The organism is Cupriavidus sp. U2 (genome assembly GCF_009663685.2).
Taxonomy (GTDB): Bacteria; Pseudomonadota; Gammaproteobacteria; order Burkholderiales; family Burkholderiaceae; genus Cupriavidus; species Cupriavidus necator_C.
Genome location: NZ_RCOG02000032.1, coordinates 67,474 through 89,528, shown reverse-complemented (window position 1 = coordinate 89,528; position 22,055 = coordinate 67,474). Strand labels below are relative to the sequence as shown.

22 protein-coding genes are annotated in these 22,055 nt (G+C 66.2%); 16 read left to right on the top strand and 6 right to left on the bottom strand.

Translation table 11 applies throughout. The annotated features are described in order from the left end of the window. The first annotated feature begins 1 nt into the window (after position 1). Both D9X30_RS24730 and D9X30_RS24725 read left to right on the top strand, forming a co-directional pair. Positions 2 to 1,306, top strand: coding sequence for a c-type cytochrome (locus D9X30_RS24730; RefSeq protein ID WP_502799685.1), 1,305 nt, complete (start codon positions 2 to 4; stop codon positions 1,304 to 1,306). 4 nt (positions 1,307 to 1,310) lie between these two features. Continuing rightward, a complete protein-coding gene (locus D9X30_RS24725) occupies positions 1,311 to 3,167 on the top strand; it encodes a flavin monoamine oxidase family protein (protein WP_153947740.1) in 1,857 nt (618 codons plus the stop codon). A gap of 111 nt (positions 3,168 to 3,278) precedes the next feature. Here the strand turns inward: D9X30_RS24725 and D9X30_RS24720 are convergent, their stop codons facing one another. After that, positions 3,279 to 3,719, bottom strand: a complete 441-nt coding sequence (locus D9X30_RS24720; RefSeq protein WP_249641081.1) for a MarR family winged helix-turn-helix transcriptional regulator — start codon at positions 3,717 to 3,719, stop codon at positions 3,279 to 3,281. 446 nt (positions 3,720 to 4,165) lie between these two features. Here D9X30_RS24720 and D9X30_RS24715 point away from each other — a divergent pair, with 446 nt between their 5' ends. Together D9X30_RS24715 and D9X30_RS24710 are read left to right on the top strand one after the other, a co-directional pair. Next, the gene (locus D9X30_RS24715) at positions 4,166 to 5,002 is read left to right on the top strand and encodes a hypothetical protein (protein ID WP_228770889.1); all 837 of its coding nucleotides are present in this window, start codon (positions 4,166 to 4,168) and stop codon (positions 5,000 to 5,002) included. Next, a complete protein-coding gene (locus D9X30_RS24710) occupies positions 4,999 to 6,234 on the top strand; it encodes a BamA/TamA family outer membrane protein (protein WP_228770888.1) in 1,236 nt (411 codons plus the stop codon). The genes D9X30_RS24715 and D9X30_RS24710 overlap by 4 nt, the downstream gene beginning before the upstream one ends. A 44-nt stretch (positions 6,235 to 6,278) precedes the next feature. Here the strand turns inward: D9X30_RS24710 and D9X30_RS24705 are convergent, their stop codons facing one another. After that, positions 6,279 to 6,821 (bottom strand): carboxymuconolactone decarboxylase family protein, encoded by a 543-nt coding sequence (locus D9X30_RS24705; protein WP_153947739.1) that lies wholly within the window; start codon positions 6,819 to 6,821, stop codon positions 6,279 to 6,281. A 176-nt stretch (positions 6,822 to 6,997) separates the two neighbouring features. Between D9X30_RS24705 and D9X30_RS24700 the strand changes: the two genes are divergently transcribed. From D9X30_RS24700 to D9X30_RS24685, 4 genes are all read left to right on the top strand, one after another. Then, on the top strand, positions 6,998 to 7,990 hold the full coding sequence (locus D9X30_RS24700; RefSeq protein ID WP_153947738.1) for a cupin domain-containing protein: 993 nt from the start codon (positions 6,998 to 7,000) through the stop codon (positions 7,988 to 7,990). Between the two features lie 95 nt (positions 7,991 to 8,085). Further along, positions 8,086 to 9,000, top strand: coding sequence for a non-homologous end joining protein Ku (gene ku / locus D9X30_RS24695; RefSeq protein WP_153947737.1), 915 nt, complete (start codon positions 8,086 to 8,088; stop codon positions 8,998 to 9,000). Positions 9,001 to 9,016: 16 nt separating this feature from the next. Continuing rightward, positions 9,017 to 9,862, top strand: a complete 846-nt coding sequence (locus D9X30_RS24690; RefSeq protein WP_153947736.1) for a tetratricopeptide repeat protein — start codon at positions 9,017 to 9,019, stop codon at positions 9,860 to 9,862. A gap of 119 nt (positions 9,863 to 9,981) precedes the next feature. Next, positions 9,982 to 11,577, top strand: a complete 1,596-nt coding sequence (locus tag D9X30_RS24685; protein ID WP_194946510.1) for an EAL domain-containing protein — start codon at positions 9,982 to 9,984, stop codon at positions 11,575 to 11,577. Between the two features lie 18 nt (positions 11,578 to 11,595). Here D9X30_RS24685 and D9X30_RS24680 read toward each other — a convergent pair whose 3' ends face one another. After that, positions 11,596 to 12,894, bottom strand: coding sequence for an Nramp family divalent metal transporter (locus tag D9X30_RS24680; protein ID WP_153947734.1), 1,299 nt, complete (start codon positions 12,892 to 12,894; stop codon positions 11,596 to 11,598). Between the two features lie 251 nt (positions 12,895 to 13,145). On the opposite strand from D9X30_RS24680, the gene D9X30_RS24675 reads away from it, so the two are divergent. Then, positions 13,146 to 13,496 (top strand): toxin, encoded by a 351-nt coding sequence (locus tag D9X30_RS24675; RefSeq protein ID WP_153947733.1) that lies wholly within the window; start codon positions 13,146 to 13,148, stop codon positions 13,494 to 13,496. After that, entirely contained in the window at positions 13,486 to 13,800 is a 315-nt protein-coding gene (locus D9X30_RS24670; protein ID WP_153947732.1) for a helix-turn-helix domain-containing protein, read from the top strand. Before D9X30_RS24675 ends, D9X30_RS24670 begins: the two co-directional genes overlap by 11 nt. Before the next feature lie 34 nt (positions 13,801 to 13,834). On the opposite strand, the gene D9X30_RS24665 is transcribed toward D9X30_RS24670, so the two are convergent. Continuing rightward, positions 13,835 to 14,080, bottom strand: coding sequence for an FmdB family zinc ribbon protein (locus tag D9X30_RS24665; protein WP_153947731.1), 246 nt, complete (start codon positions 14,078 to 14,080; stop codon positions 13,835 to 13,837). Positions 14,081 to 14,305: 225 nt separating this feature from the next. Here D9X30_RS24665 and D9X30_RS24660 point away from each other — a divergent pair, with 225 nt between their 5' ends. Beyond that, positions 14,306 to 14,749: a MarR family winged helix-turn-helix transcriptional regulator gene (locus D9X30_RS24660; RefSeq protein WP_153947730.1), complete on the top strand. Its 444-nt coding sequence runs from the start codon at positions 14,306 to 14,308 to the stop codon at positions 14,747 to 14,749. Between the two features lie 12 nt (positions 14,750 to 14,761). Here the strand turns inward: D9X30_RS24660 and D9X30_RS24655 are convergent, their stop codons facing one another. Further along, positions 14,762 to 16,138, bottom strand: a complete 1,377-nt coding sequence (locus D9X30_RS24655; RefSeq protein WP_153947729.1) for a sensor histidine kinase — start codon at positions 16,136 to 16,138, stop codon at positions 14,762 to 14,764. After that, positions 16,135 to 16,836 carry a response regulator gene (locus D9X30_RS24650; RefSeq protein ID WP_153947728.1) on the bottom strand — a complete coding sequence of 234 codons (702 nt, stop codon included), beginning with the start codon at positions 16,834 to 16,836 and terminating at the stop codon, positions 16,135 to 16,137. The genes D9X30_RS24655 and D9X30_RS24650 overlap by 4 nt, the downstream gene beginning before the upstream one ends. 201 nt (positions 16,837 to 17,037) lie before the next feature. Here D9X30_RS24650 and D9X30_RS24645 point away from each other — a divergent pair, with 201 nt between their 5' ends. The 5 genes from D9X30_RS24645 to D9X30_RS24625 all read left to right on the top strand — a co-directional run bounded on the left by D9X30_RS24645 (position 17,038) and on the right by D9X30_RS24625 (position 22,034). Further along, positions 17,038 to 18,102, top strand: a complete 1,065-nt coding sequence (locus tag D9X30_RS24645; protein WP_153947727.1) for a porin — start codon at positions 17,038 to 17,040, stop codon at positions 18,100 to 18,102. Between the two features lie 205 nt (positions 18,103 to 18,307). Then, positions 18,308 to 19,354, top strand: coding sequence for a porin (locus tag D9X30_RS24640; protein ID WP_153947726.1), 1,047 nt, complete (start codon positions 18,308 to 18,310; stop codon positions 19,352 to 19,354). Between the two features lie 245 nt (positions 19,355 to 19,599). After that, a complete protein-coding gene (locus D9X30_RS24635; protein ID WP_153947725.1) occupies positions 19,600 to 20,427 on the top strand; it encodes a methyltransferase domain-containing protein in 828 nt (275 codons plus the stop codon). Next, entirely contained in the window at positions 20,427 to 20,804 is a 378-nt protein-coding gene (locus D9X30_RS24630) for an OsmC family protein (protein ID WP_153947724.1), read from the top strand. Before D9X30_RS24635 ends, D9X30_RS24630 begins: the two co-directional genes overlap by 1 nt. 39 nt (positions 20,805 to 20,843) lie before the next feature. Then, complete coding sequence (locus D9X30_RS24625) at positions 20,844 to 22,034, top strand: NAD(P)/FAD-dependent oxidoreductase (protein ID WP_153947723.1); 1,191 nt, start codon at positions 20,844 to 20,846, stop codon at positions 22,032 to 22,034. Positions 22,035 to 22,055 lie beyond the last annotated feature (21 nt).

Here is a 22,055-nt window from a genome sequence, read left to right as displayed (position 1 = left end):
CATGCGTGGATTCAAGATATTCCGATACTGGTGGCTGGCGATGGCCCTGATACCGATGGCCGGCGCCGCGCCTGGCGCTGGGCCCGCGCCGGCAGCCGCCGCCGATCAGGTTGCACGCGGGCGCTACCTGGCCCGCATCGCCAACTGCGTGGCCTGCCACACGGCCGCAGGCGGCGCGCCCATGGCGGGCGGCCTGCCGTTGCAGACCGGCGTCGGCACGGTGTATTCGACCAATATCACGCCCGACGCCGAAACCGGGCTCGGGCGCTATTCGCTCGACGATTTCGATCGCGCGGTGCGTCACGGCCAGGCGCGCGATGGCAAACGGCTGTACCCGGCCATGCCCTATACGTCCTACGCGAAGATGACGCGCGACGACGTGGCCGCGCTCTATGCCTGGATGCGCAGCGAGGTGAAGCCGGTGCGACAGGCCAATCGCGAGACGACACTGCAGTGGCCGTACAGCATGCGCTGGCTGCTGGTGCCCTGGAACTGGCTGAACCTGCGCGGCGATCCGGTGCGGGCCGATGCGAAGCAGGGCCAGGCCTGGCAACGCGGCGCCTATATCGTGCAGGCAGTGGCCCACTGCGGCGCATGCCACACGCCGCGCGGCATGCTGTATGGCGAGAAGGGCATCGACGAACGGAGCCGCCACTTCCTGTCAGGCGCCACCGTCGAGGGATGGTCGGCCACCAATCTCACCGGCGATGTCCTGACCGGGCTGGGGGCTTGGTCGAAAGCGGACCTGGTGGAGTACCTGCACACGGGCCGCAACGCCCACGCCACGTCGTTCGGGCCGATGTCCACGGTGATTGCCTCGTCCACGCAGTACATGAGCGCCGCCGATCTCGATGCGGTGGCCACGTACCTGAAATCCATTGCCGGCGCCCGGGGCGAGACGCAGCCATTCCGCTACGACGCGACCGCGCAGCAGCAACTTGACCAGGGCCGCTTCGACACGCCCGGCGCGCGCCAGTACGCCACCTTCTGCATGCCTTGTCACCAGAGCAGCGGCAAGGGCTTTGCGCGGGTGTTTCCGCCGCTGGCCGGCAATCCGACCGTGGTCGATCCGAATCCGGCATCGCTGGTCAACCTGCTGCTCGATGGCGCCGTGACGGCACGCGTGGACACGGCCCCCACCGACTACCACATGCCCGGCTATGGCTGGACGCTGGACGACCAGGCGCTGGCCAATCTGCTAACCTTCATCCGGGGCAACTGGGGCAATCGCGCCGCGCCCGTGACCCCGGAAGCCGTGGCCGAGCGCCGCCGCGCGATGGGCGTGCGCGCCCCCGAGACTCCATGACGCCATGACGATCACCCGCAGAGACTTTCTGAACGGCACCGCCATGACCGTGGCGGCGGGCCTGGCCCCGGCGCAGTTGCTGGCGGCCCCCGGGCCGGCCACGGGCATCTATCCGCCCGCGTTGACGGGCCTGCGCGGCAACCATGCCGGCACCTACACGCTGGCGCACGGCCTGGCGCGCGAAGGCGCCACGTATCCCGGCGTGCTGGCCAGGGAAGCCTACGATCTGGTGGTGGTGGGCGGCGGCATCAGCGGCCTGGCGGCAGCGTGGTTCTATCAGCGCCGGTTCGGCGCCCGGCGGCGCATCCTGATTCTCGACAATCACGACGATTTCGGCGGCCACGCCAAGCGCAACGAGTTCACGGTGCGTGGGCGCACGCTGGTCACGTACGGCGGCAGCGCCGAAATGCCGCCGTCGGCCAACGACAACGCCGCGGTGCGCGCGCTGCTGGCGGGGCTGGGGCTGTCGCCCACCGCGCAAGCGCGGGCCTTGCCCGGCGAAGACTACGAACGCCGCGGCCTCGGGCGTGCCGTGTTCTTCGACGCCGGGCATTTTGGTCGGGACCAGTGGCTGGCCGGCGATCCGTATGCCGGCATTGTCGATGCGCGCCTGCGCGGCGCCGCGGTATCGACCGATGCCATCGACAAGCTGCGTAGTTTTCTGGAGAAAGCGCCATTGCCGGCAGCGGATCGCGAGGCGCTGCTGCGGCTGGCGCAGGGTGCCACCGATTTTCTGGCGGGGATGCCCGCCGAGACCCGGCGCACGTATCTGCAATCCACGCGTTACGCCACGTTCTTGCGCGACAAGGCCGGGCTGGGGCTGGGCGCGCTGCGTTTCCTGCGCAGCCGCAGCCAGGACGCCTACGCGCTGGATGCCGATGGGATCTCCGTGGCACAAGCCATCGCCATCGGGTTGCCTGCGGGCGCCGGCATGCCCGACCCGGGTGTGGATGCCCGGCTGGGCAAGTCACCGGCGTCGCGCCAGTGGTTTGCGGATGGCAACGCCACGCTCGCCCGGGCGCTGGTGGCACAACTGGTGCCCGACGTGCTGCCAGCCGGCAGTATGGCGGCCGGCGTTGCGGGCACCTCACGCATCGACTACGGCAAGCTCGACCAGGACGGCAGCGCCGTGCGTATCCGGCTGAACAGCACGGCGATCGCGGTCGAGCCCGATGTGCGCATCACGCGCGTGACCTACGGCTGGCAGGGCAATCTGCAACGCGTCGAGGCACAGCACGTGATTGTGGCCGGCTACGGCATGATGGTGCCGTTCATCGTGCCGACCCTCCCGGCGCCGGCCAAGGCCGCGCTGCGCGCGGAGGTCAAGGCGCCGCTTGTCTACACGAAGGTGGCACTCGACAACTGGCGCGCCTTTGACGCCTTGAAGGCGTGGCGCGTCCATGCGCCGGCCATGGCCTATTCCGATCTCTGGCTGGAGCCCACGGCTGGCGGGCGGGATGATCCGGTGGTGCTGCACATGCTGTATGTGCCGACCGTGCCCGACAGCGGCATGCAGGCACGCGAACGCTTCCGGGCGGGGCGGGCGTTCCTGCTGGGCACGCCCTTCGATGTGCTGGAGCGCGATATCCGCGCGCAGCTGGACCGCATGCTGGCCGCTGGCGGCTTCCAGTCGGCCCGCGATATTCGCGGCATCACCGTCAACCGCTGGGCGCATGGCTACAGCTATATGCCTTCCACGCTGATGCCTGACGACGCAGGCCTGCAAGGCGCGCTGGATCAGGCGGGCCTGGGCGTCGGCAATGTCCGTATTGCCGGGGCCGATGTGGCCGGAAGTCCTTCGGTCACCGCAGCCATCGACCAGGCGCAGCGCGCGGTGTCGTCGTTGCGGGCAGACAGTTGAGAAAGGGTGTCGGGCGGTGTCTCGCGGCAGGATGGCACCGGGTTGGAGATGCCCGGCCGGACTCAGGGTGGTCGCGCGGTGTTTCCCCGCACGTACCGTGCATAACCGGATTCAACCGCCATTCACGAATTTGTACAGCAGCCGGCGAAATTCCTCGAATTCCTCAACAGTAAATCCCTGCAACCGCTGATTCAATACTTCCGGCGCAATAGTCGGGATTTCGGAGGCAATACTCCGGCCCTTCGGTGTCAGGGTCAAATTCACCACGCGCCGGTCGTCAATGCTGCGGCTGCGTTCGAGCAGGCCCTTTTCCTCGAGCTTGTCGAGCATGCGGGTCATCAGGCCGCTATCGATGCCAAGGAGCTTGCTGATCTCGAACGGGGTGCTCGCCATTCCCCGGGTGAGGGCAAGCAGAATACCCATTTGCTGGCCGTTGATGTCCAGTGGGCGCAGCGCCGAGTCCATTTCCATCAGAAGGCTGTTGCGGGCCTTGTTCAGGTGAAAGCCAATGCTTTGCGTCAGCTGGAAATTGTCAGGTGTGTAGTGCTTCACGACGGTTTCCTTTTGCGTTGCACTGATCGAAAGTTGATCGGTCAGTAACCGATCCACGCCCCGAATGAATGCTGTGTTGCGGGCATTCGTCGGACCGTAGTCTGGCAAAACCGCTGAGAAATGGGAATTCAATTTTATTGTGTCTCGAATTAGATGAAATGAAATGCGCGAAATTGTGTCGGTGAGATTTTCTGCGGTGCAATTGAAGGCAATTGGATAATCCCCCGTACGGGTTATTGAATGACTCGACATTATGTCAATGTGTGACGCCAGTAATGCTTTCGCCTGCAATATCACGAAGACGCGATGCGAAACTGCTTAAGGCGGGGTGCAAGAAAGTTCATCACGGCGCGGCGTCCATCTGGCGGGGCACTCCGGTACATTGCCCGGCAGGGGCTTGATATGCCACACAGGCCCATGTCGATCATTGCTCTGGAGTTCACCCGATGCGAGTGCCAGTTGGAGGAAAATCCGCCCGTAAATCGCTACGCAAATCCGTAGTCCAGGTGGCGGGCAGTCTCTGCATCGCCGCCGGCGCGTTTCCGGGTGGGGCCGGGGCGCAATCGAGCGCCGAGCTGGCCAACAAGAGCAACAACCCGCTGAACCTGGCGCCGTCATTCAATATCCAGAATTTCTATTCGCCCCGGCTATATGGCAGCAATGCCCATACCAACGATCTGCTATTGCGCCCGACCATCCCGGTGGCGCCGGGCAGCCTGATCGGCGTGCCCCAGATATTCCGTGGCACGGTGCCCATCAGTACCCGGCCCAAGGCCGACGGCTCGTACGAAACCGGCTTGGGCGACATCAACCTGTTCGATATCTTCCTGTTGCGCAGTGAAGGCATGCAGATCGGCGCCGGCCCGTTGCTGACGATGCCGACCGCCACCGACCCCAGCCTGGGCACGGGCAAGTGGCAGGCCGGCGTGGCCGCCGTGGTGGTGGACCCCACGCCCGCCCGGCTGCTGGGCATGCTGGTGCAGTGGCAGCATTCGTTCGCCGGGCAAAGCAGCCGGCCCGACGTGCAGTCGCTGACGGCCCAGCCGTTCATGATCTTCAACCTGCCGCATGGGTGGTACGTGCGGTCCACGGGGACGTGGACCTTCGACCTGCAGCACGGCACCTACTACGTGCCGATCGGCCTGGGCGCGGGCAAGGCGTGGAAAGACGGGCACACCATCTTCAACGCGTTTGTCGAGCCGCAGTATTCCGTGCTGCATGACGGCAGCGGCGTTCCGCAATGGACGATATTCGCCGGCCTCAACATGACCTTCGGCAAATGAAGCGTACCTGGGCCGTGTTCGTGGTGATGGCATCGGCGTGGCTGGCCAGCGCGCCGGCGCCGGTACGCGCCGAGCCCGATCTGCCGGACGGTGCGGCCGCGGCGTTGCCGGTTCCGTCAGCCGTGCCATCCGAAGCCCCGTCGGCGGGGAACAATGCGCCGGCGCCCAAGCCGAAGCTGTCGCTGTTCGACCCCGAGGACGGGATGTTCGACATGAGCGACTTCCTGCTTCACCACAAGGGCGCACTGCCGGTGCCGACGATCATCACCGAGCCGGCCGTGGGCTATGGCTTTGGGCTGGCGCTGGCGTTCTTCTCGGAATCGATGGCCGATGCCGCGGCAGAGGCCCGGGCATCGGGCAAGGGGCCGGCGCCGCCCAATATCACGGCCGTGGGCGGGGCCTATACGGAAAACGGCACCTGGGCGGCCGGCGCCGCGCACTTCCATACCTGGGGCGGCGATCGCATCCGCTATCTGGGTGCCATCGGCAAGGTCAACGCCAACCTGGAATACTTCGGCGTCCAGAACCAGCCGCGCGCCTATTCGCTCGATGGCTTCGCGCTGGTGCAGCAGCTGCTGTTCCGCGTGGCCGATTCCCATTGGTATATCGGGCCGCGCTACGTCTATGCGGACACCACGGCGACCTTCAAGTTTGGCGCTTCGGCCAATGAACTGGGACCGATCGACAAAAGCCAGCGCATCGGCAAGGGCGGCCTGGTGGTCGACTATGATTCGCGCGACAACATCTTCTTCCCGAACAAGGGCAGCTACGCGGAATTCGAGGCCCAGTTTGCCCGCGGTGGCCTGGGCAGCACGCAAGACTTCAATATGTTCAACGCGCGTGGCTTTACCTGGCTGCCGCTGGCGCGCACGTGGATTCTGGGGCTGCGGGCCGATACCAGATTCTCGTCCGGCGACGTGCCGTTCTACGCGCAGCCGTATGTGGACCTGCGCGGCGTGCAGAAGGGCCGCTACCAGGACCGCAACGCGCTGGTAGCCGAGGCCGAGCTGCGCTGGGACGTGACGCCGCGCTGGTCGGTGCTGGCGTTTTCTGGCATGGGCAGGGCCTACGGCCGCTGGAACGACTTTTCGGACGCCTCCAACGTTGTCAGTGTCGGCGGCGGCTTTCGCTACATGATCGCGCGCAAGCTGGGGCTGTCGATGGGTATCGACGTGGCCCACAGCAAGAACCAGAACGCGTTCTACCTGCAGGTGGGCAGCGCCTGGCACTAGGCCCCGGACACCAGGCGCTGCCACTGCCTCCACGCCTTGCCGCGTCAGACCACGGCCGGGAAGTCCAGCGTGGTGTCGTTGACGCGATTGATCATGTTGGTGAACAGGATCGCGCTGATGGCCTGGATGGCTTCCACGATCTGCGCATCGCTGTAGCCGGCGGCGCGCACCGCCTCGACGCTGGCGGCCGGTACGGTGCCGCGGGTGCCCACCAGTTCCACGGCGAAACGCGTCAGCGCATCGATCTTCGCGTCTTCGGGGAACGTGCCCCGGCGCAACTGCTGCGTCTGTTCCACGCTGAAGCCGGCAATCTTTGTCGCAGTCAGCGTATGGGCAGCCAGACAGTAGTCGCAACCGCTGTGCTCGCTGACGGACAGGTTGATCGCTTCCAGTTCCCTGGCAGACAGGCTGCCTTGCTTGAGCACGGCGTTGGTCTGCAGCGCCTGGGCCAGCACGGCAGGCGCGTTGCTGCCGATGGTGGCGTAGGCGTTCGGCACCTTGCCGACGGCCTTGCGGATGGCGCCGAACAGTTCGGCGGTCTGGCCCGTGGCGTCCTGGGTGGCGATGGTGTGCAGGCGGGTGGTCATGGTGTTGACTCCTTCAGATCGGGTGGGTTATCGGCTTGCGTGTCAGGGTTCGGGTGCCACAACCGGCTGGTTGCAGCACTGCCTTGGACTCAATGGTAGGTGCGACGGCGATCCGGATGGATTAGAATCCACTCAAAGTTTTGCTTGATCGTCTCACTCCCTCTGGGAATGTATCCATGGACAGCCTGAGCGAACTGGTGCGCCTGCTGGCGCCATCCGGAACCGTCGACCTGCATTGCCGGGTGGCCGGTGCCTGGTCTGCCCACAACGCGCAGGCAGCGCCCGGGCACGTGCCGTACCACGCCATCCTCGACGGCCACGCCGATGTATCGATGGGCAGCGAGCCGCTGCGCGTGGCGGCAGGCGATGTGCTGCTGTTCCCGCACGGGGCGGCGCATACGTTGTCGGGCGTGCACGGCGGCACGACACGCCAGGCGGATTCCGGGCCGGAAGCGCGCCATTTCAACGGGGTAGTGACCGAGGTGACAGTGCCGGGGGCGGCCGAGCCGCTGGACATCCTCTGCGGCACCTTCGTGCTGGGCAGTTCGGCGGGCGTGCTGCTGCGCGCGCTGCCCGAGATGCTGTGTGTCAAGACCGGCGCAAAGGATGACGCCGGCCTGGGCTGGCTGCGCGGCCTGATCGGCATGATGCATGGGGAAGCCGAGGCGCCGGGGCCCGGCAGCGCGGCGATCATCGCCGATCTGTCAACCGCGCTGTTCACGGTGCTGCTGCGCACGCTGATCGCGCAGGGAGCGGTGTCGCATGGCGTGATGGCGCTGATGGCCGATGCGCGCCTGGCGCGGGCCGTGGATGCCGTGGTACGCCATCCCGAACGGCCGTGGACGGTCGACAGCCTCGCGGAAGTCTGCAGCATGTCGCGGGCCACGCTGGCCCGGCGCTTTGCCCAGCTTGGCATCACGCCGCTGGAACTGGTGACCACGCTGCGCATGGAACGCGCCGCGCGGCTGCTGCGGCGGGACGGACTGTCGGCGGCGGCAGTGGCCGAACAGTGCGGCTACGCCTCGCAGGCCGCCTTCGGCCGGGTATTCACCCAGCATTTCGGTCAGGGGCCGGGCGCGTACCGCCGCCAGCATCGCGCGCTTCGCCATGTACGCGGCAGCGCGACCATTGTCCCGCCGCAACACGCCGTTCACGTAGGACGCGTCTGACACTGCACACCGCCCGCGCGCACTGGCAGGCCCCGTGTCTCGCGGACTAGACTGGCTGGACGATGACCTGTTCCTTCTTGCGGGAGGATGTCGCCATGGCCGCACGTTCCATCGCTTCGCTGTCGATCAGCTTCGGGCTGGTTTCCATTCCGGTGAAGGTCTATTCGGCCACCGAAAGCAAGTCGGCCATCAGCTTCAACCTGCTGCACAAGGGTTGCGGATCGCGGCTGCGCCAGCAGTACATCTGCCTGAAGGAAGACGTGGTGGTGGAGCGCGCCGACATGGTCAAGGGCTACGAGTTCGAGAAGGACCGTTATGTGACCTTTACGCCTGAAGAGCTGAAGGCGCTGGAGGATGCCGCCGAGCAGACCATCGACATCGTGTCGTTCATGCCGCTGGGCGCCATCGACCCGATCTACTACGACAAGGCCTATTACCTGGGCCCCGACAAGCGCGGCGGCAAGCCCTACAACCTGCTGGCCGAGGCCATGCGGGAAACCGGCACCTGTGCGCTGGCCAAGTGGGCCTGGAAGGGCAAGCAGTACATGGTGCAGATCCGCGTGGGCCAGGACGGCCTGATCCTGCAGCAACTGCTTTATGCCGACGAGGTACGCGACATGTCCGACCTGCACGTGGAGCGCATCGACGTGGCGCCCGCCGAACTCAAGCTGGCGCAGCAGCTGATCGAGCAGAACGCGGTGGACGGCTACGACGCCAGCGCGTATGTGGACGAGGAAAAACAGCGCATCCTGGAACAGATCGACAAGAAGATCGCCGGCAAGAAGATCACGGTGGCCGCCGAGACGCCTGCGCCGGCCGGTGGCGAGGTGATCGACCTGATGGAGGCGCTGCGCAAGAGCATCGGCAACAACAAGCGCCAGCCCGCAGCGAAGACGGCCGGCAAGGCCGCCGCCGTCAAGGCGGCCGCGCCCGAAGCCCCGGCGCGCAAGACCGCCCGCCGTGCTACAGCGGCCCCGGCCGAAGCGCCGAAGCGCGCGGCGCGCAAGTAGGGCGCCTGGGGCGGCAATGCAAGCCTATTCGATGCGCGACGTGCAGGGGCTGCTGGGCATCTCGCGCAGCGTCATCACGGCGTTGATGACGGCCGGCGTGATCTCGCCCAGACGCGGCGCGCGCCAGGAATACCGCTTCACCTTCCAGGATGTGGTGCTGCTGCGCACGGCGCAATCGCTGCGCGAGGCGGGCGTACCGACGCGCCATGTCACACGGTCGCTTCGGCACCTGCAGGGACTTGGCGAGGACGGCCGTCCGCCCACCGGCCTGCGCGTGACGGCCGTGGGCGGCGATGTGGCCGTGCAGGATCGCCGGGGGCGCTGGCATGTGGATTCGGGGCAGTTCGTGCTGGACCTGGACGATGCCGACAACCGGCGGGCTGGCGCCGAAGTCGTCGAAATGCGACGTCGCGCCACGCGGCAGGCATCGGGCCCGATGCAGGACGAGCTCGGCCCATCGGACTGGTTCGAACGCGGCGTTTCCCTCGAACATGTGGCGCCACGTGATGCCGAAGCCGCGTACCGGCATGCCCTGGCGCTTGCCCCCGACTATCTCGATGCGTGGCTCAACCTCGGCTGTCTGCTGTGCGACCAGGACCGGTTTGCCGACGCCGCCGCCGAATACCGCAAGGCCCTAAGTTATCTGCCATATCAACCGTTAATCCATTTCAATCTTGGCGTCGCCCTCGAGGATGCCGGTGCGAAGCGTGAGGCCTTGGAAAGCTATCACGCCTGCATCGAACTGGCTCCCGATTTTGCCGACGCCCATTACAACGCCGCGCGACTGCACGAGGCGCTTGGCGACCCGCATCGGGCCATCCGCCATTACAACCAGTATCGCAAGCTGGAGCCGGTGGTATAGCCGGCAAACATGCCGTGGTCACATCCTCCGTGTAGGCGCGCCGCCGACTGCATTGACACGCCCATCCGCTCCACAATCGGCGGAATCGGGCACAAGACGACAACAAGGGGACCTTGGCTTTGAATTTCTGGCAGGAGCGATTTGGCGGCTGGCATGTGTCGCCGCTGGCGCTGCTGGGGTGGCTTGGTACGTGCCTGTGCTTTGTTGCGGTGGCAGTCTGGCTTGGCCGGCAACGTGCCGATCATCTCGTCACGCAGCGCGAGGCCAGCATCGGCGCCGAGATCGTCGCAGCCCTGGAGCGCGTGGCGGAGACCGTCGATACGCTGGGCCGCCAGCACGTGGCGCCGCTGGCCGGCAAACCGTGCGCGCAAGCCGACCGTGCGCTGGCCACCGCACACAGCTTCATTCCTTATATCCGCACCGCCGCCCTGGTCGAACGCGGCGTCATCTATTGCTCGGGCACACGCGGGCCGGTCAATGTGCCGCTGACCTACTACTTTGCCGATCCGCAACCGGGCGTGTCGCACCGGCTGATGCTCGTGCAGGGCACGCCGTTCCGCGAGTACGCGCCGGCGCTGGCGATGTTCCTGCCGCAGCCGGGCCAGCCCGACCGGGGCAGCTTCCTGCTGATCGAGGGACGCTATGTCACCGATGCGCTGTCGCACGGACTGGGCTTTGGCGCATCGGAAATCGTACTGACCGTGGGCCAGGCGTCGATCTATCACGATGGGACATATCTGCCCGCCCCGGCCGCGTCGGCGGACGGCGTGACCACGCTGTCGAAGGCGTGGCCGATGCACGTCAAGGTGCTGGCGTCCTTCGAATACGTCAACGCGATGCACCGCAAGTACGACCTGCTGTATGGCGCTATCGGCCTGCTGGCCGGGCTGCTTGTGGTGGCACTGTTCCTGCTCGTGGCCGCACCGCGCCGCCTGTTGCTGCAGGCGGTGCGACAGGCACTGAAGCGCAGCGAGTTTCATCTGGTGTACCAGCCCATCGTCGAGGTGCACTCGCGGCAATGGATCGGTGCCGAGGCTTTGCTGCGCTGGCAGCATCCGCGCTGGGGCAGTATTCCGCCAGGGTCGTATATCGAGACAGTCGAGTCGACGCCGCTGATCGACGACATCACGCATTTCGTGCTGCGCCGGGTGGTGGAGGACATCAACCGTTACGGCCCGTCCGCGCCGCTGCACGTGGCGGTCAACGCGGCGCCGCTGAGCCTGCGGCGGCGCACGTTCCTGGGCGATCTGGCTGCCTTGCAGCGGGCCATGCCGGATGGGTCGGGGCTGGTGCTGGAAATCACCGAGCGTCACCTGCTGGCCGACAGCGGCGCCACCCGCGAGGCATTCGACCGGCTGCACCAGGCCGGCATCCGCCTGGCCGTGGACGACTTCGGCACCCGCAACAGCAACCTGGACCTGGTCAAGAGCTTTCCGTTCGACTACCTGAAGATCGACCGCCAGTTCACGCAGGACGTGGACGCCAATGCGCAGGCGCTGCTGCGCAGCATCGTCAACATGGCGCATCACTTTCATCTGGTGGTGATCGCCGAGGGGATCGAGACCGAAGCCCAGCACGCACTGATCGTCGAAGCCGGCGTGGACTGGGCGCAGGGCTACCTGTACCAGCGGCCCGCCGCGCCGGACAGCATCCTGGGGCGGCGCGGAATCTGGGTCAAGGAACGCGACGACGTTGGCGAAACAGCGATGGTGTAGGAAGCCCCAGATCCGCGCCTACGCCAGCGCCGCCTGCCATAGCAGGGCCACGTTGAGCAGAATGATGATCGCCGCCGAAGCGCCCGCCAGCGCCAGCGGCACGCCACGCACGCGCCAGGCCCCCATCAGGTGGCGGTCGGCGCCAAACAGGATCAGCGGCACCACGGCCAGCGGCAGTGTGAGGCTGAGCACGACCTGGCTGGCCACCAGCAGGCTGGCGGAGCCGTGTTCGCCGAACACCCAGACGGCGGCCAGCGCCGGCACGATGGCCACGGCGCGGGTCAGCAGCGCGCGGCGCATGCGCGACATGCGCAGGTCGAGAAAGCCTTCCATGACGGCCTGTCCCGCCAGCGTGCCCGTCAGCGTCGAATTCAGGCCGCATGCCAGCAGTGCCACAGCGAACAGCAGGCTGGCCAGATCGGAATGCAGCAGCGGTGCCAGCAGGCGGTGCGCGTCGGCCAGGTCTTCCACATCGGTCAGGCCATTGGCGTGGAACACCGAGGCCGCCAGGATCAGCAGCGCCGCGTTGATCAGGAAGGCAAAGCCGAGCGAGCCGAACGTATCGAGGCTCATGCCGCGCAGGATTTCGGCAAAGGACCGGCGCCGTGCCACGCGACTGCCAGGCGGCGGCGTAAAGCGGCGCACCAGCGAGGAATGCAGATAGAGGTTGTGCGGCATCACCGTGGCGCCGACGATGCCGGCCGCAAGCCACAGCATGCCCGCATCGCGGACCAGATCGGCGGACGGCGCCATGCCGCCCAGCACGTCGGCCCACTCGGGCTGGGCCATCGCCAGTTGGGCGACGAAGCAAAGGGCCACCAGCAGGATCAGCCCGGCAACCATGGCTTCCATGGTGCGCTGGCCGTAGCGTTGCACGGCCAGCATGGCCAGCGTCACAACGGCCGCAATCAGCACGCCTACCCAGAGCTTGACGTGGAACAGCAATTGAAGCGCCACCGCGCTGCCGACCACCTCTGCCACATCGCAGGCAATGATCGCGATCTCGCTGGCCACCCACAGGCCAATGGTCACCCGGCGCGGAAACCGCTCGCGGCACAGCTGGGCGAGGTCGCGCCCGGTCACAACGCCCACCCGGGCGGCAATCCACTGCAGCAGCATCGCCACCAGGCTCGACAGCGCAATCACGATCAGCAGGCTGTAGCCGTACTTCGCGCCGCCCGCAATGGCCGTGGCCCAGTTGCCAGGGTCCATGTAGCCCACGGCCACGAGCGCGCCGGCGCCCAGGAAAGCCAGGCGCGACCGCTGCGGCGGCTGTGCGGCGGGCAGGGTGGCGGAGTCAATTGGCGGCGGTGGCATGGTGTGGTGGGTCGGTCACGTGGGGCCGGCTGACCCCATGGTGCATTCTAGAACGTTGTTGAGAATTATTCCCAATTGGCTTTGCCTAATTGAGGGATTGCTTTCGCCTTCGCCCGGCGGACACAACGTTTAACGTTTTCGGCACAACCGGACACGTTCCCGGGTGCCCTGGGCGCCTACAGTTTGGCTTCCCGGGTTCCGCCTTCAATGCCCGTTCCCTCTTTCCAAACTATACGTAAATAACGTACACTATGTACGCAACCTTTGTTGAGCTTCCGCCATTCGAGCGGTGCCGGGCCGATTGCCTTGACGATGACGCATTTCGCCGTCTGCAGGCGCTGCTGCTGACCAATCCCCATGCAGGTGACGTCATCCCCGGGACGGGAGGCTTGCGCAAAGTGCGCTTTGTCGACGGGTGGCGACAGAAAGGGAAGCGCGGTGGTTTGCGAGTGATCTACTACTACTGGCTCGGCGGTGCCCAGTTCTGGCTATTTACGGTCTACAACAAGGACACCGCAGACGATATGACGCATCGACAGCGACAACAGCTTGCTGCGTTGCTTGAAAGGGAACGGAATGTCAGGAACCGATATGACGCGTGACATCTTCGCTGAACTGATGGAGGGATTCGACGCCCTCGCTGCCGAACGGCAGGGGAAGGCTACGCTGCGTTCGCACAAGGTGCGAATCGACGAATTGCAGGCGATTGCCGCAGAAGAACTGGTCGCGCTTCGCGAACGGTTGAATATGTCGCGCCCGGTGTTCGCGATGTATCTGAGAATCAACCCCCGCACCCTGGAGAACTGGGAGCAGGGGCGCGCCAAACCGAACGCCCAGGCGACGCTGCTTATCCGGCTCGTGCAAAAGTACCCCGAGACAATCCAGCGATTGGCATCGCTTGGCTGAGCGTCACATCGTTGCTCGCTCGGATTGAAGGGTGTCAGCGGCTCCAGCCGCCGCCGCCGGCTCGTCCCGCCAGCTTGACCGGACCGCAGCAAGCGCAGGACGCGCCGTGGCTGGGGCCGGCGCCCTCCGTGCTGCCGCCGGCAAGGCCCGGGGCGGCCACCAAAGCGCGCGTGGCAGCTTCGCCGCAGTCGGGACAGATGGCGGGATCGTCGCGGCGGGCCATGGGCCGGATTTCAGAAAAGTCGCCGCAGATAGGGCATCGATAGTCGTAGGTCGGCATTGCCGCTCCAGGGACGGGGCCAGTTTCAAGGCTGGCCAGGGCCAGCAAGTGTCGGATTGGCGACCAGCTTAGCGTAATCCATGGCGGCGTGTGCAAGGTTGTTGTCGTCGGCAAGCTGTACGCACACCAGACTCCCGCCCGAAGGCCGGAATCCCCCGGGGGCAAAGCGTGCAATTCAGGGTTTTCGACACCAAACCGAATCGTTCGACTCCCTATAATCCGCGCATGGAAAAGAATCTTGAAAAGCGCTTCGGCTTTCTGGTGTCGGACGTGGGCCGCTTGTCCGGCAAGCGGTTCGACGACCTGTCGCGCTCCACACTGGACCTCACGCGTGCCCAGTTCCGGGCGCTGGCCTACCTGTCGTATCACGGCGAAATGAACCAGGCCGGGCTGGCCGACCTGATGGAAGTGGCGCCGATTTCGGCCGGCCGGCTGCTCGATCGCATGGAAGAGGGCGGCTGGATCGCGCGTCGCCCCAACCCAGAAGACCGTCGCGAGCGCATGGTGCGCATGACAGACAAAGCCGATCAGGCGCTGGACGCCGCGCAGCATGTGGGCGACGTAGTGACCGCCCAGGCCCTCGATGGCTTTTCCGAAGCCGAGGCCGACCAGTTCGTCGAATTCCTGCGGCGCGCCCGCGCCAATCTGTCCCGGCCCCAGCAGGGGTAACGCGCACCCGGTCTAACCCGGAAAATCCACCACCACCGTCAACCCGCCGCCCGGTGTGTCGCCCAGTGCGACGGTGGCGCCGTGCAGCCGCGCGATCTCGCGCACGATGGAGAGGCCCAGGCCGCTGCCTTCGCGGCTGGCACTGGCCTCGCCGCGATAAAAGCGTTTGAACACCGATTCGCGCTCGAACGGCGCCACGCCGGGGCCGTTGTCCTCCACCAGCAGCCTGCGCCCGGCCACGCGCACCGTGACCATGGCGCCCGGGCCCGCGTAACGCACGGCGTTGTCGATCAGGTTGCCGATCAGTTCCTGCAGCAGTTCCGGCTGGCCACTGATATCCGCGTGGGTCTCCGCATCGCTGTCGAAGCCCAGATCCACCCCTTGCTGGCGGGCCGTGGGCGCCCAGTCCAGCGCCACCTGTTGCGCCAGCGGCCCCAGCCCCAGCAGCCGCAGCGTCGGGGCGTAGCCACTGTCGGTTTCGAGCCGCGACAGCGATAGCAATTGCGCCACTTCCTTTGCCGCCTGCCGGACCGATCCATTGAGCCTGGACACGTGGCCGCGCACGCCGGCCAGGTCAGTTTCGCGCAGCGCCAGTTCCGATTCGGCCTGGATGACCGCCAGCGGCGTCTTCAACTGGTGGGCCGCATCGGCAAAGAAACGCTTGCGTCCCTGCACCATGCGGTGCAGCCGCGCTACGTACTGGTTCACGGCGGTGACCAGCGGCCGGATTTCGACCGGCAGCGTGGTATCGCCGATGGGGGCGAGGTCATCGGGCCCGCGCGCGGCCACGGTGTCCGACAGCCGTTGAAGCGGCCGCAGCCCGCGCCGTACGCCGAACCAGACGATGACCAGCGCCAGGCTCACCAGCATCAGTTCCTGCAGCAGCGACCCGATCAGGATTTCGTTGGCCAGCCGCTCGCGCGGCTCGGTGGATTCGGCCACCAGCACCCAGACCATCTGCGTACGCGCGGAGCGCACATCGTGCAGCGGCAGCGCCATGGCGGCCATGCGGACTGGCGTGCCGCGGAAGTCGGCGTCGTAGAACTGCGTCCGATACAGCGAGCGCACCGGACCGGGCGGCATCGGCAGATCGTCGTAGCCGGTGATCGTGGCGCCGTGCTCGTCGCGGATCCTGTAGTAAACGCGCGAACCCGCCTCGGCATCGAACACCTCCAGCGCCAGATAGGGCACCTCCACCTCCACGCGGCCATCGCGCAGCTTGATGCCTTCGCGCATGGCTTTCAGCGATGCGGCCAGGGTTCGGTCGAACGCCTGGTCGGCGGCGGCCATGGCGCGGCGGTCGGTCAGCCACGCGTCCAGCGCCAGCAATACCAGCAGGGGCAGCAGCAGCCAGAGTGTCAGTTGCAGCCGCAGGCTGCCGGCCTTCATGCGCGCGGGCCCGCGCCGGCGGCCGCAGCCGTGTCCTGTGCTTCGAGCAGATAGCCCAGGCCGCGCAGCGTGACGATGCTGACGCCGGAGCCTTCCAGCTTCTTGCGCAGCCGGTACACGTAGATTTCGATGGCGTCGGCGTTGACCGACTCGTCAATGCCGAAAATCTTCTCGGACAGCGCGGCCTTGTTGACCGCGCGGCCGTCGCGCAATAGCAGAATCTCCAGCACGGCCCGTTCGCGGCCGGTCAGTTGCAGCAGTTCGCCGTTGAGCGTGAAAGCGCGGCTCACGCTGTCGTAGTGCAGCGGACCGCAGGCCAGCTCGGTGCGGTCATGGCCATGGCTGCGCCGGATCAGCGCGCGGGCGCGGGCTTCGAGTTCGGTCAGCGCGAACGGCTTGGCCAGGTAGTCGTCGGCGCCCAGGTTGAGCCCGCGTACGCGGTCGTCCACCGATCCGTGGGCGGTCAGGATCAGCACCGGCAGCGGATTGCGGCGCGCGCGCAGGCGGCGCAGCACTTCCAGGCCGTCCAGGCGCGGCATGCCGATGTCGAGGATGGCCAGCGCGTAGTCTTGCGTCGTCAACAGGTGATCGGCGCTGGCCCCGTCATGCATGCAGTCGACCGTGAAGCCGCTCTGGCTCAGCGATTCCGTCAGGGAGGCGGCCAGTTTCAGGTTGTCTTCGGCAAGCAGGATACGCATGGGGCTACGGCAAACGGGGTCTACGGGGAATCGCGCTGGAGTGATACCCGTTACCGGCGCCGGCGCCTAGATGGGGAAAGTCCCAATCGTGGTGCATCCCCCACGGCAAAAATCGCAGGCGTATCGAAAGCGAACTGAAAGTGAGGCCCCCATACCATCCGCTCCGTTCACTACAGACCAGAACAACAAAGGAGACTGAGGATGAAACGGAAGGCAGTGGCCCTGGCCGCGTTGGGTTGCGTGGTATCGGGCGGCGCGGCGGCGCAATCGAGTGTGACGCTGTATGGCCTGGTGGATTCGGGTATCGAATACGTGAACCATGCCAGCGCCAACGGCAATTCCCTGGTGAAAATGACCTCGGGCGGCAAGAACACGTCGCGCTGGGGCCTGCGCGGCACCGAAGATCTGGGCGGCGGCCTGAAGGCCATCTTCACGCTGGAATCGGGCATCGCCGTCGATACCGGCAAGCTGGACACCGACAACACGCTGTTCGACCGCCGCGCGTGGGTGGGCCTGCAGGACAAGAACCTCGGCAGCATTCGCCTGGGCCGTGACTTCACCACGACCTATGACTTCATGCTGCCGTTCGACCCGATGGGCTACGCGCCGAACTATTCGTGGGCCACGTCCTCGACAGCCACGGGCGGCCGCAAGGACGGCATGTTCTCGCGTTCGACCAACATCGTGCGCTACGACGGCCAGTTCGGGCCGTTCAAGGTGGGCGGCACGATGGCGTTCGGCGAAGTGCCGGGCAGCTACAAGAGTTCGTCGAAATACGATCTGGGACTGGGCTACAACGCGGGCAACTTTGCTGCGGCCGTGACCTGGGATCGCCAGATGGGCGCGGGCGCCAGCACCACGCCGGCCGATGCCACCGACTACATCCAGGGCATCCACGCGGGCGCCAGCTACGACTTCGGCCCGCTGTCGGTGTACGCCGGTTATCGCAATTACCGCAAGACGTTCACCACGACGGCCGCCAAGCAGCTGAGCGACATGTACTGGGTGGGCGCCGCTTACGACTTCACGCCGGCCTTCACGCTGTACGGCGCGGTGTACAAGCAGAACATCAAGGGCGACACGGATGGGGATCCGATCATGATCTCGATGCGCGCCCAATACAATCTTTCCAAACGCACCTCAGCGTACCTGTCCGCAGCGTATGCCAAGGCGCGCAACGGCCAGAACGTGAGTGTCTCGCGCGATTTCGTTGGCTATGCCAACAATCAGGTCGGTGTGACGGCGGGCCTGCAGCACCGCTTCTGATCGTTGTTTTCAGGCTGCCGTGGTGGGCGGCCTTCCGGCGGTGCGAGGGGCTCGCGCCGCCGGTTTTTCATTTCTGGCCCCCGCTTTGCGGCCTTGCGCTGATGCACGCCTGCCGTGGATCAAAAGGACCTGCAAAAGCGCGGCCTGTCGCCGGCACCGGACCTCACGCTGTACGTCCAAACAGGAACGTGCAAGGAGGTCTGACATGAAACGCAAGGCAGTGGTACTGGCCGCAACCGGCCTGGTCTCGACAGCAGCAGAAGCGCAGTCCGGCATCACGCTCTACGGGTTGCTTGACGTCGGCGTCGAGTACCTCAGCAACGCCGGTCCCGACGGCAAATCGACGGTGGGGATGGTCTCGGGCGGCAAGAACATTTCCCGCTGGGGCCTGCGCGGCGCCGAGCCGCTCGGCGGCGGAATGACCGCCATTTTCAGGCTGGAATCGGGCGTCCAGGCCGATACCGGCAAGTTCTACGGCGACCGCGGGCTGTTCAACCGGCGCGCGTGGGTGGGCCTGGAGCACGAAACGCTGGGCAGCATCCGGATGGGCGCCGACTATTCCACGACGTTCGACTACATGGCGCCGTTCGAGCCCATGGACTACGCGCAAAACTATTCCTGGGCCATGGCCTCGACAGGCTCCGGAGACCGGCAGGACAGCATGTTCGTGCGATCGTCGAACGTGGTGCGCTATGACGGGCAGTTCGGTCCCGTGAAGGTGGGTGGAACGCTGGGCTTCGGCGAAACGCCCGGCAGCTTCAAATCATCGTCGAAATACGATCTGGCGATTGGCTACACGGCGGGCGGTTTCTCGGCGATGCTCACGTGGGACCGCGTAAACGGGGCGGCCGGCGACCCGACAGACTATGCCCAGGGCATCCATGCCGGTGCCAGGTACGACGTAGGCGCGCTGAAGCTCTTTGCCGGCTATCGCAATTACCGCAAGACCTTCACCACGGCAGCCCCCAACCAGCTCAGTGACATGTACTGGCTGGGCGCGGCGTACGACTTCACGCCCGCCTTCGCGCTCTACGGCGCGGTCTACAAGCAGAACATCAAGGGCGACACCAACGCCGATCCGATCATGGTGTCACTGCGCGCCCAGTACAGCTTCTCCAAACGCACCCTGGCGTACGTGTCCGCAGCCTATGCCAAGGCGCGTAATGGCCAGCCCGTGAGCGTGTCGCGGGATTTCGCTGGTTACGCGGACAACCAGGTTGGTGTGCTGGCGGGCCTGCAGCACCGCTTCTGACGTTGCTCCGGGCTGCCGGGCCAGCTTTCCGGCGGTGCGAGGGGATCGCACCGCCGGTTTTCATTTTGGCGGCCGTTGTGCGGCCGTTCCCGCGCACATGTCACCCGTTCGCGTGAGAAGCGCGGACTTGTCATTTAAACCGTGCCAGTACTGACATAAAGATTCTTCAGTAGCGTCGCGACATCGAATGCATATGCTAATGAGCATTCCCGATGCCCCCGGCATCGCGCCATGGAGCGCCAACCATGCGATTGATGTCGATGAACGTGAGCGAAGGCCGGCCGGATGCGCGCTGGGATCCAACGTTGTATCTGCAGTTTTCCGATTTGCGGCTGCGGCCCGCGCTGGAACTGCTGCAGCGGGTGCCGCTCGATGCGCCGCACACGGTGTACGACATCGGTTGCGGGCCGGGGCATGTCACCCGGGCCTTGCAGGAAAAATGGCCACACGCCAGCGTGTGCGGCGTGGACAGTTCCCCCGAGATGCTGGCTGCCGCAGCCGGCGAGAGTGGCGCCATCCGCTGGGAGCAGGCTGACATCGGGCACTGGGCGCCGCAGGCGCACGCGGACCTGATCTTCGCCAGCGCGGTGCTTCACTTCCTGGGCGATCACGAAACGCTGCTGCCAAGGTTGCTGGGCTTTCTGCGGCCCGGCGGCTGCCTGGCGCTGCATATGCCCGACTGGTGCGAGACCCCCTGGTACGGTCTGATGCGCGAGGTGCTGGCCACCGCGGGCCCGGGCGGCAGCGTGCTGGGCACGCCGATGCTGCGCGGAGAACTGGCGCGCAACCACGTGCAGCCCGCAGCGTTCTACTACCAGCTGCTGGTGGATCGCACCGCGCATCTGGACATCTGGAAGACTGACTACCTGCAGGTGGTGGAAGGCGACGACCCCGTCTACGACTGGATCAAGGCGTCGGGCCTGCGCGCGGTGACCGATCATCTCGACGACAGCGAGCGCTGCCGCTTTCTGGCGCAGTACGTGCCACGGCTGCGCAAGCTCTATCCAAATGGCGCCGACGGCCGCACGCTGTTTCCATTTCGACGGCTGTTCGTGGTAGCGCAGGTCCACTGATGGCGCCGCTGCTGGTTTCCGCGTCGCGCCAGGGCCCGTCGTACCCCGTGACGATCCGCAGCGGGCATCACGTGGTGCTTGCCGATGCCGCCGCCGGCGGCCTGGGCGGCGGAACCGCCATGCGGCCGCACGAACTGCTGGCGGGCGCCCTGGCAGCCTGCGTCTGCATCACCATTGACATGGCCCACCGCGACGCACAACTGCCGCCGTACCGCGTGGATGTCCGCCTGGACCGCCAGGGTGACATCACGGCCTTCGAGATCGACGTATTTTTCCTGGCCGCCATATCGGCCGACCTGCACGCGCGCGTGCTGAAGACGGCGCGTGAGTGCCCGGTCTGCCAGACACTTTCCCGCCCCGTGCGGATTCGCGTCTGAGCGGCATGTTCTCTCGATGATCCTGACCAGGTGGGGACGATGACACAACGCATACTGATCGTAGGGGGTGGCGTGGGGGGCACGATGCTGGCCAACCAGCTGGCCGGCAAGCTGTTCCGGGAGATCGTCGACGGCGACGTCGCCGTGACCGTGCTGTCCGATACGGCCGATCACTTCTACAAGCCGGCGTTCATGTATGTGGCGTTCGGCGCGTTCTTCCGCGAGGAACTGGTACGGCGCGAGCGGTCGCTGCTGCGGCCGGAGATCGATTTCGTGGTGGATGCGGCCGAGCAGTTCCATCTGGGCCGCCAGGAGGTGCAGGCCCGCAGCGGCAGGCGCTACGGCTACGACTATCTGGTGATCGCCACCGGTTGCGTGCCGGCCCCGGAGCGCATCGAAGGGCTGGGCGAGGCGGGCGACCATTTCTACCAGTACGCGCCGGCCCGTCAACTGGCCGAAAAGCTCGCCCGCATCGAGCGTGGCAGCATCTTCGTCACGGTGTCGTTTCCGAAGACGCACAACGTGCCACATCAGTGCGGCATCGCGCCGCTGGAAACCACGTTGATGCTGGACGACTACCTGCGCCGGCGCGGGGTGCGCGAGCGGGTGGAGATCGTCTACACCTACCCGACCGTCTCGCAGTTGCTGCGCAATTGCCTGTTCCTGCAGAAGCCCACCTGCGATGTCGTGCCGGCCCTGTTCGAACAGCGCGGCATCCGCTATCAGCGCGGCTTTACCCTGGCGCGCGTGGACCCGGGCAGGCGGGTGGCGTATTCGGAAGAGGGCGCCGAGCAGCCGTTCGACATCCTGATGGCCACGCCGCCCATCCGCGCCGTCGATGTGGTGCGCCAGAGCGGCCTGTCCGAAGCCGCCGACGACGAGGGCTGGCTGCCCACCGACCATGAGACCTTGCAGGTGCGCGGGCATGAGCGGGTTTACGTGATTGGCGATACCGTGGATCTGCCGGTCAGCAAGGCCGGCGGCTCGTGCCACAACCAGGCGCCAGTGATCGCCGACAACATCGCGGCGTCGATACGCCTGGGGCGTCCCGTCGCGGCCTACGACGGCAAGGTCCAGGCCGTTGCCCAGCTTGGGCTATCGGCGGGCATGCCGCTCTGGTACGACTACCATCGGGACGTGCAACCGATGCCGCCCACCAGGCTGGGTGGGCTGCTGCGCCAGGGCTTCAATCGCGGCGCCTACTGGGCGGTTGCCCGGGGCATGCTCTGACCGCCGCTCCTGCCATCACCC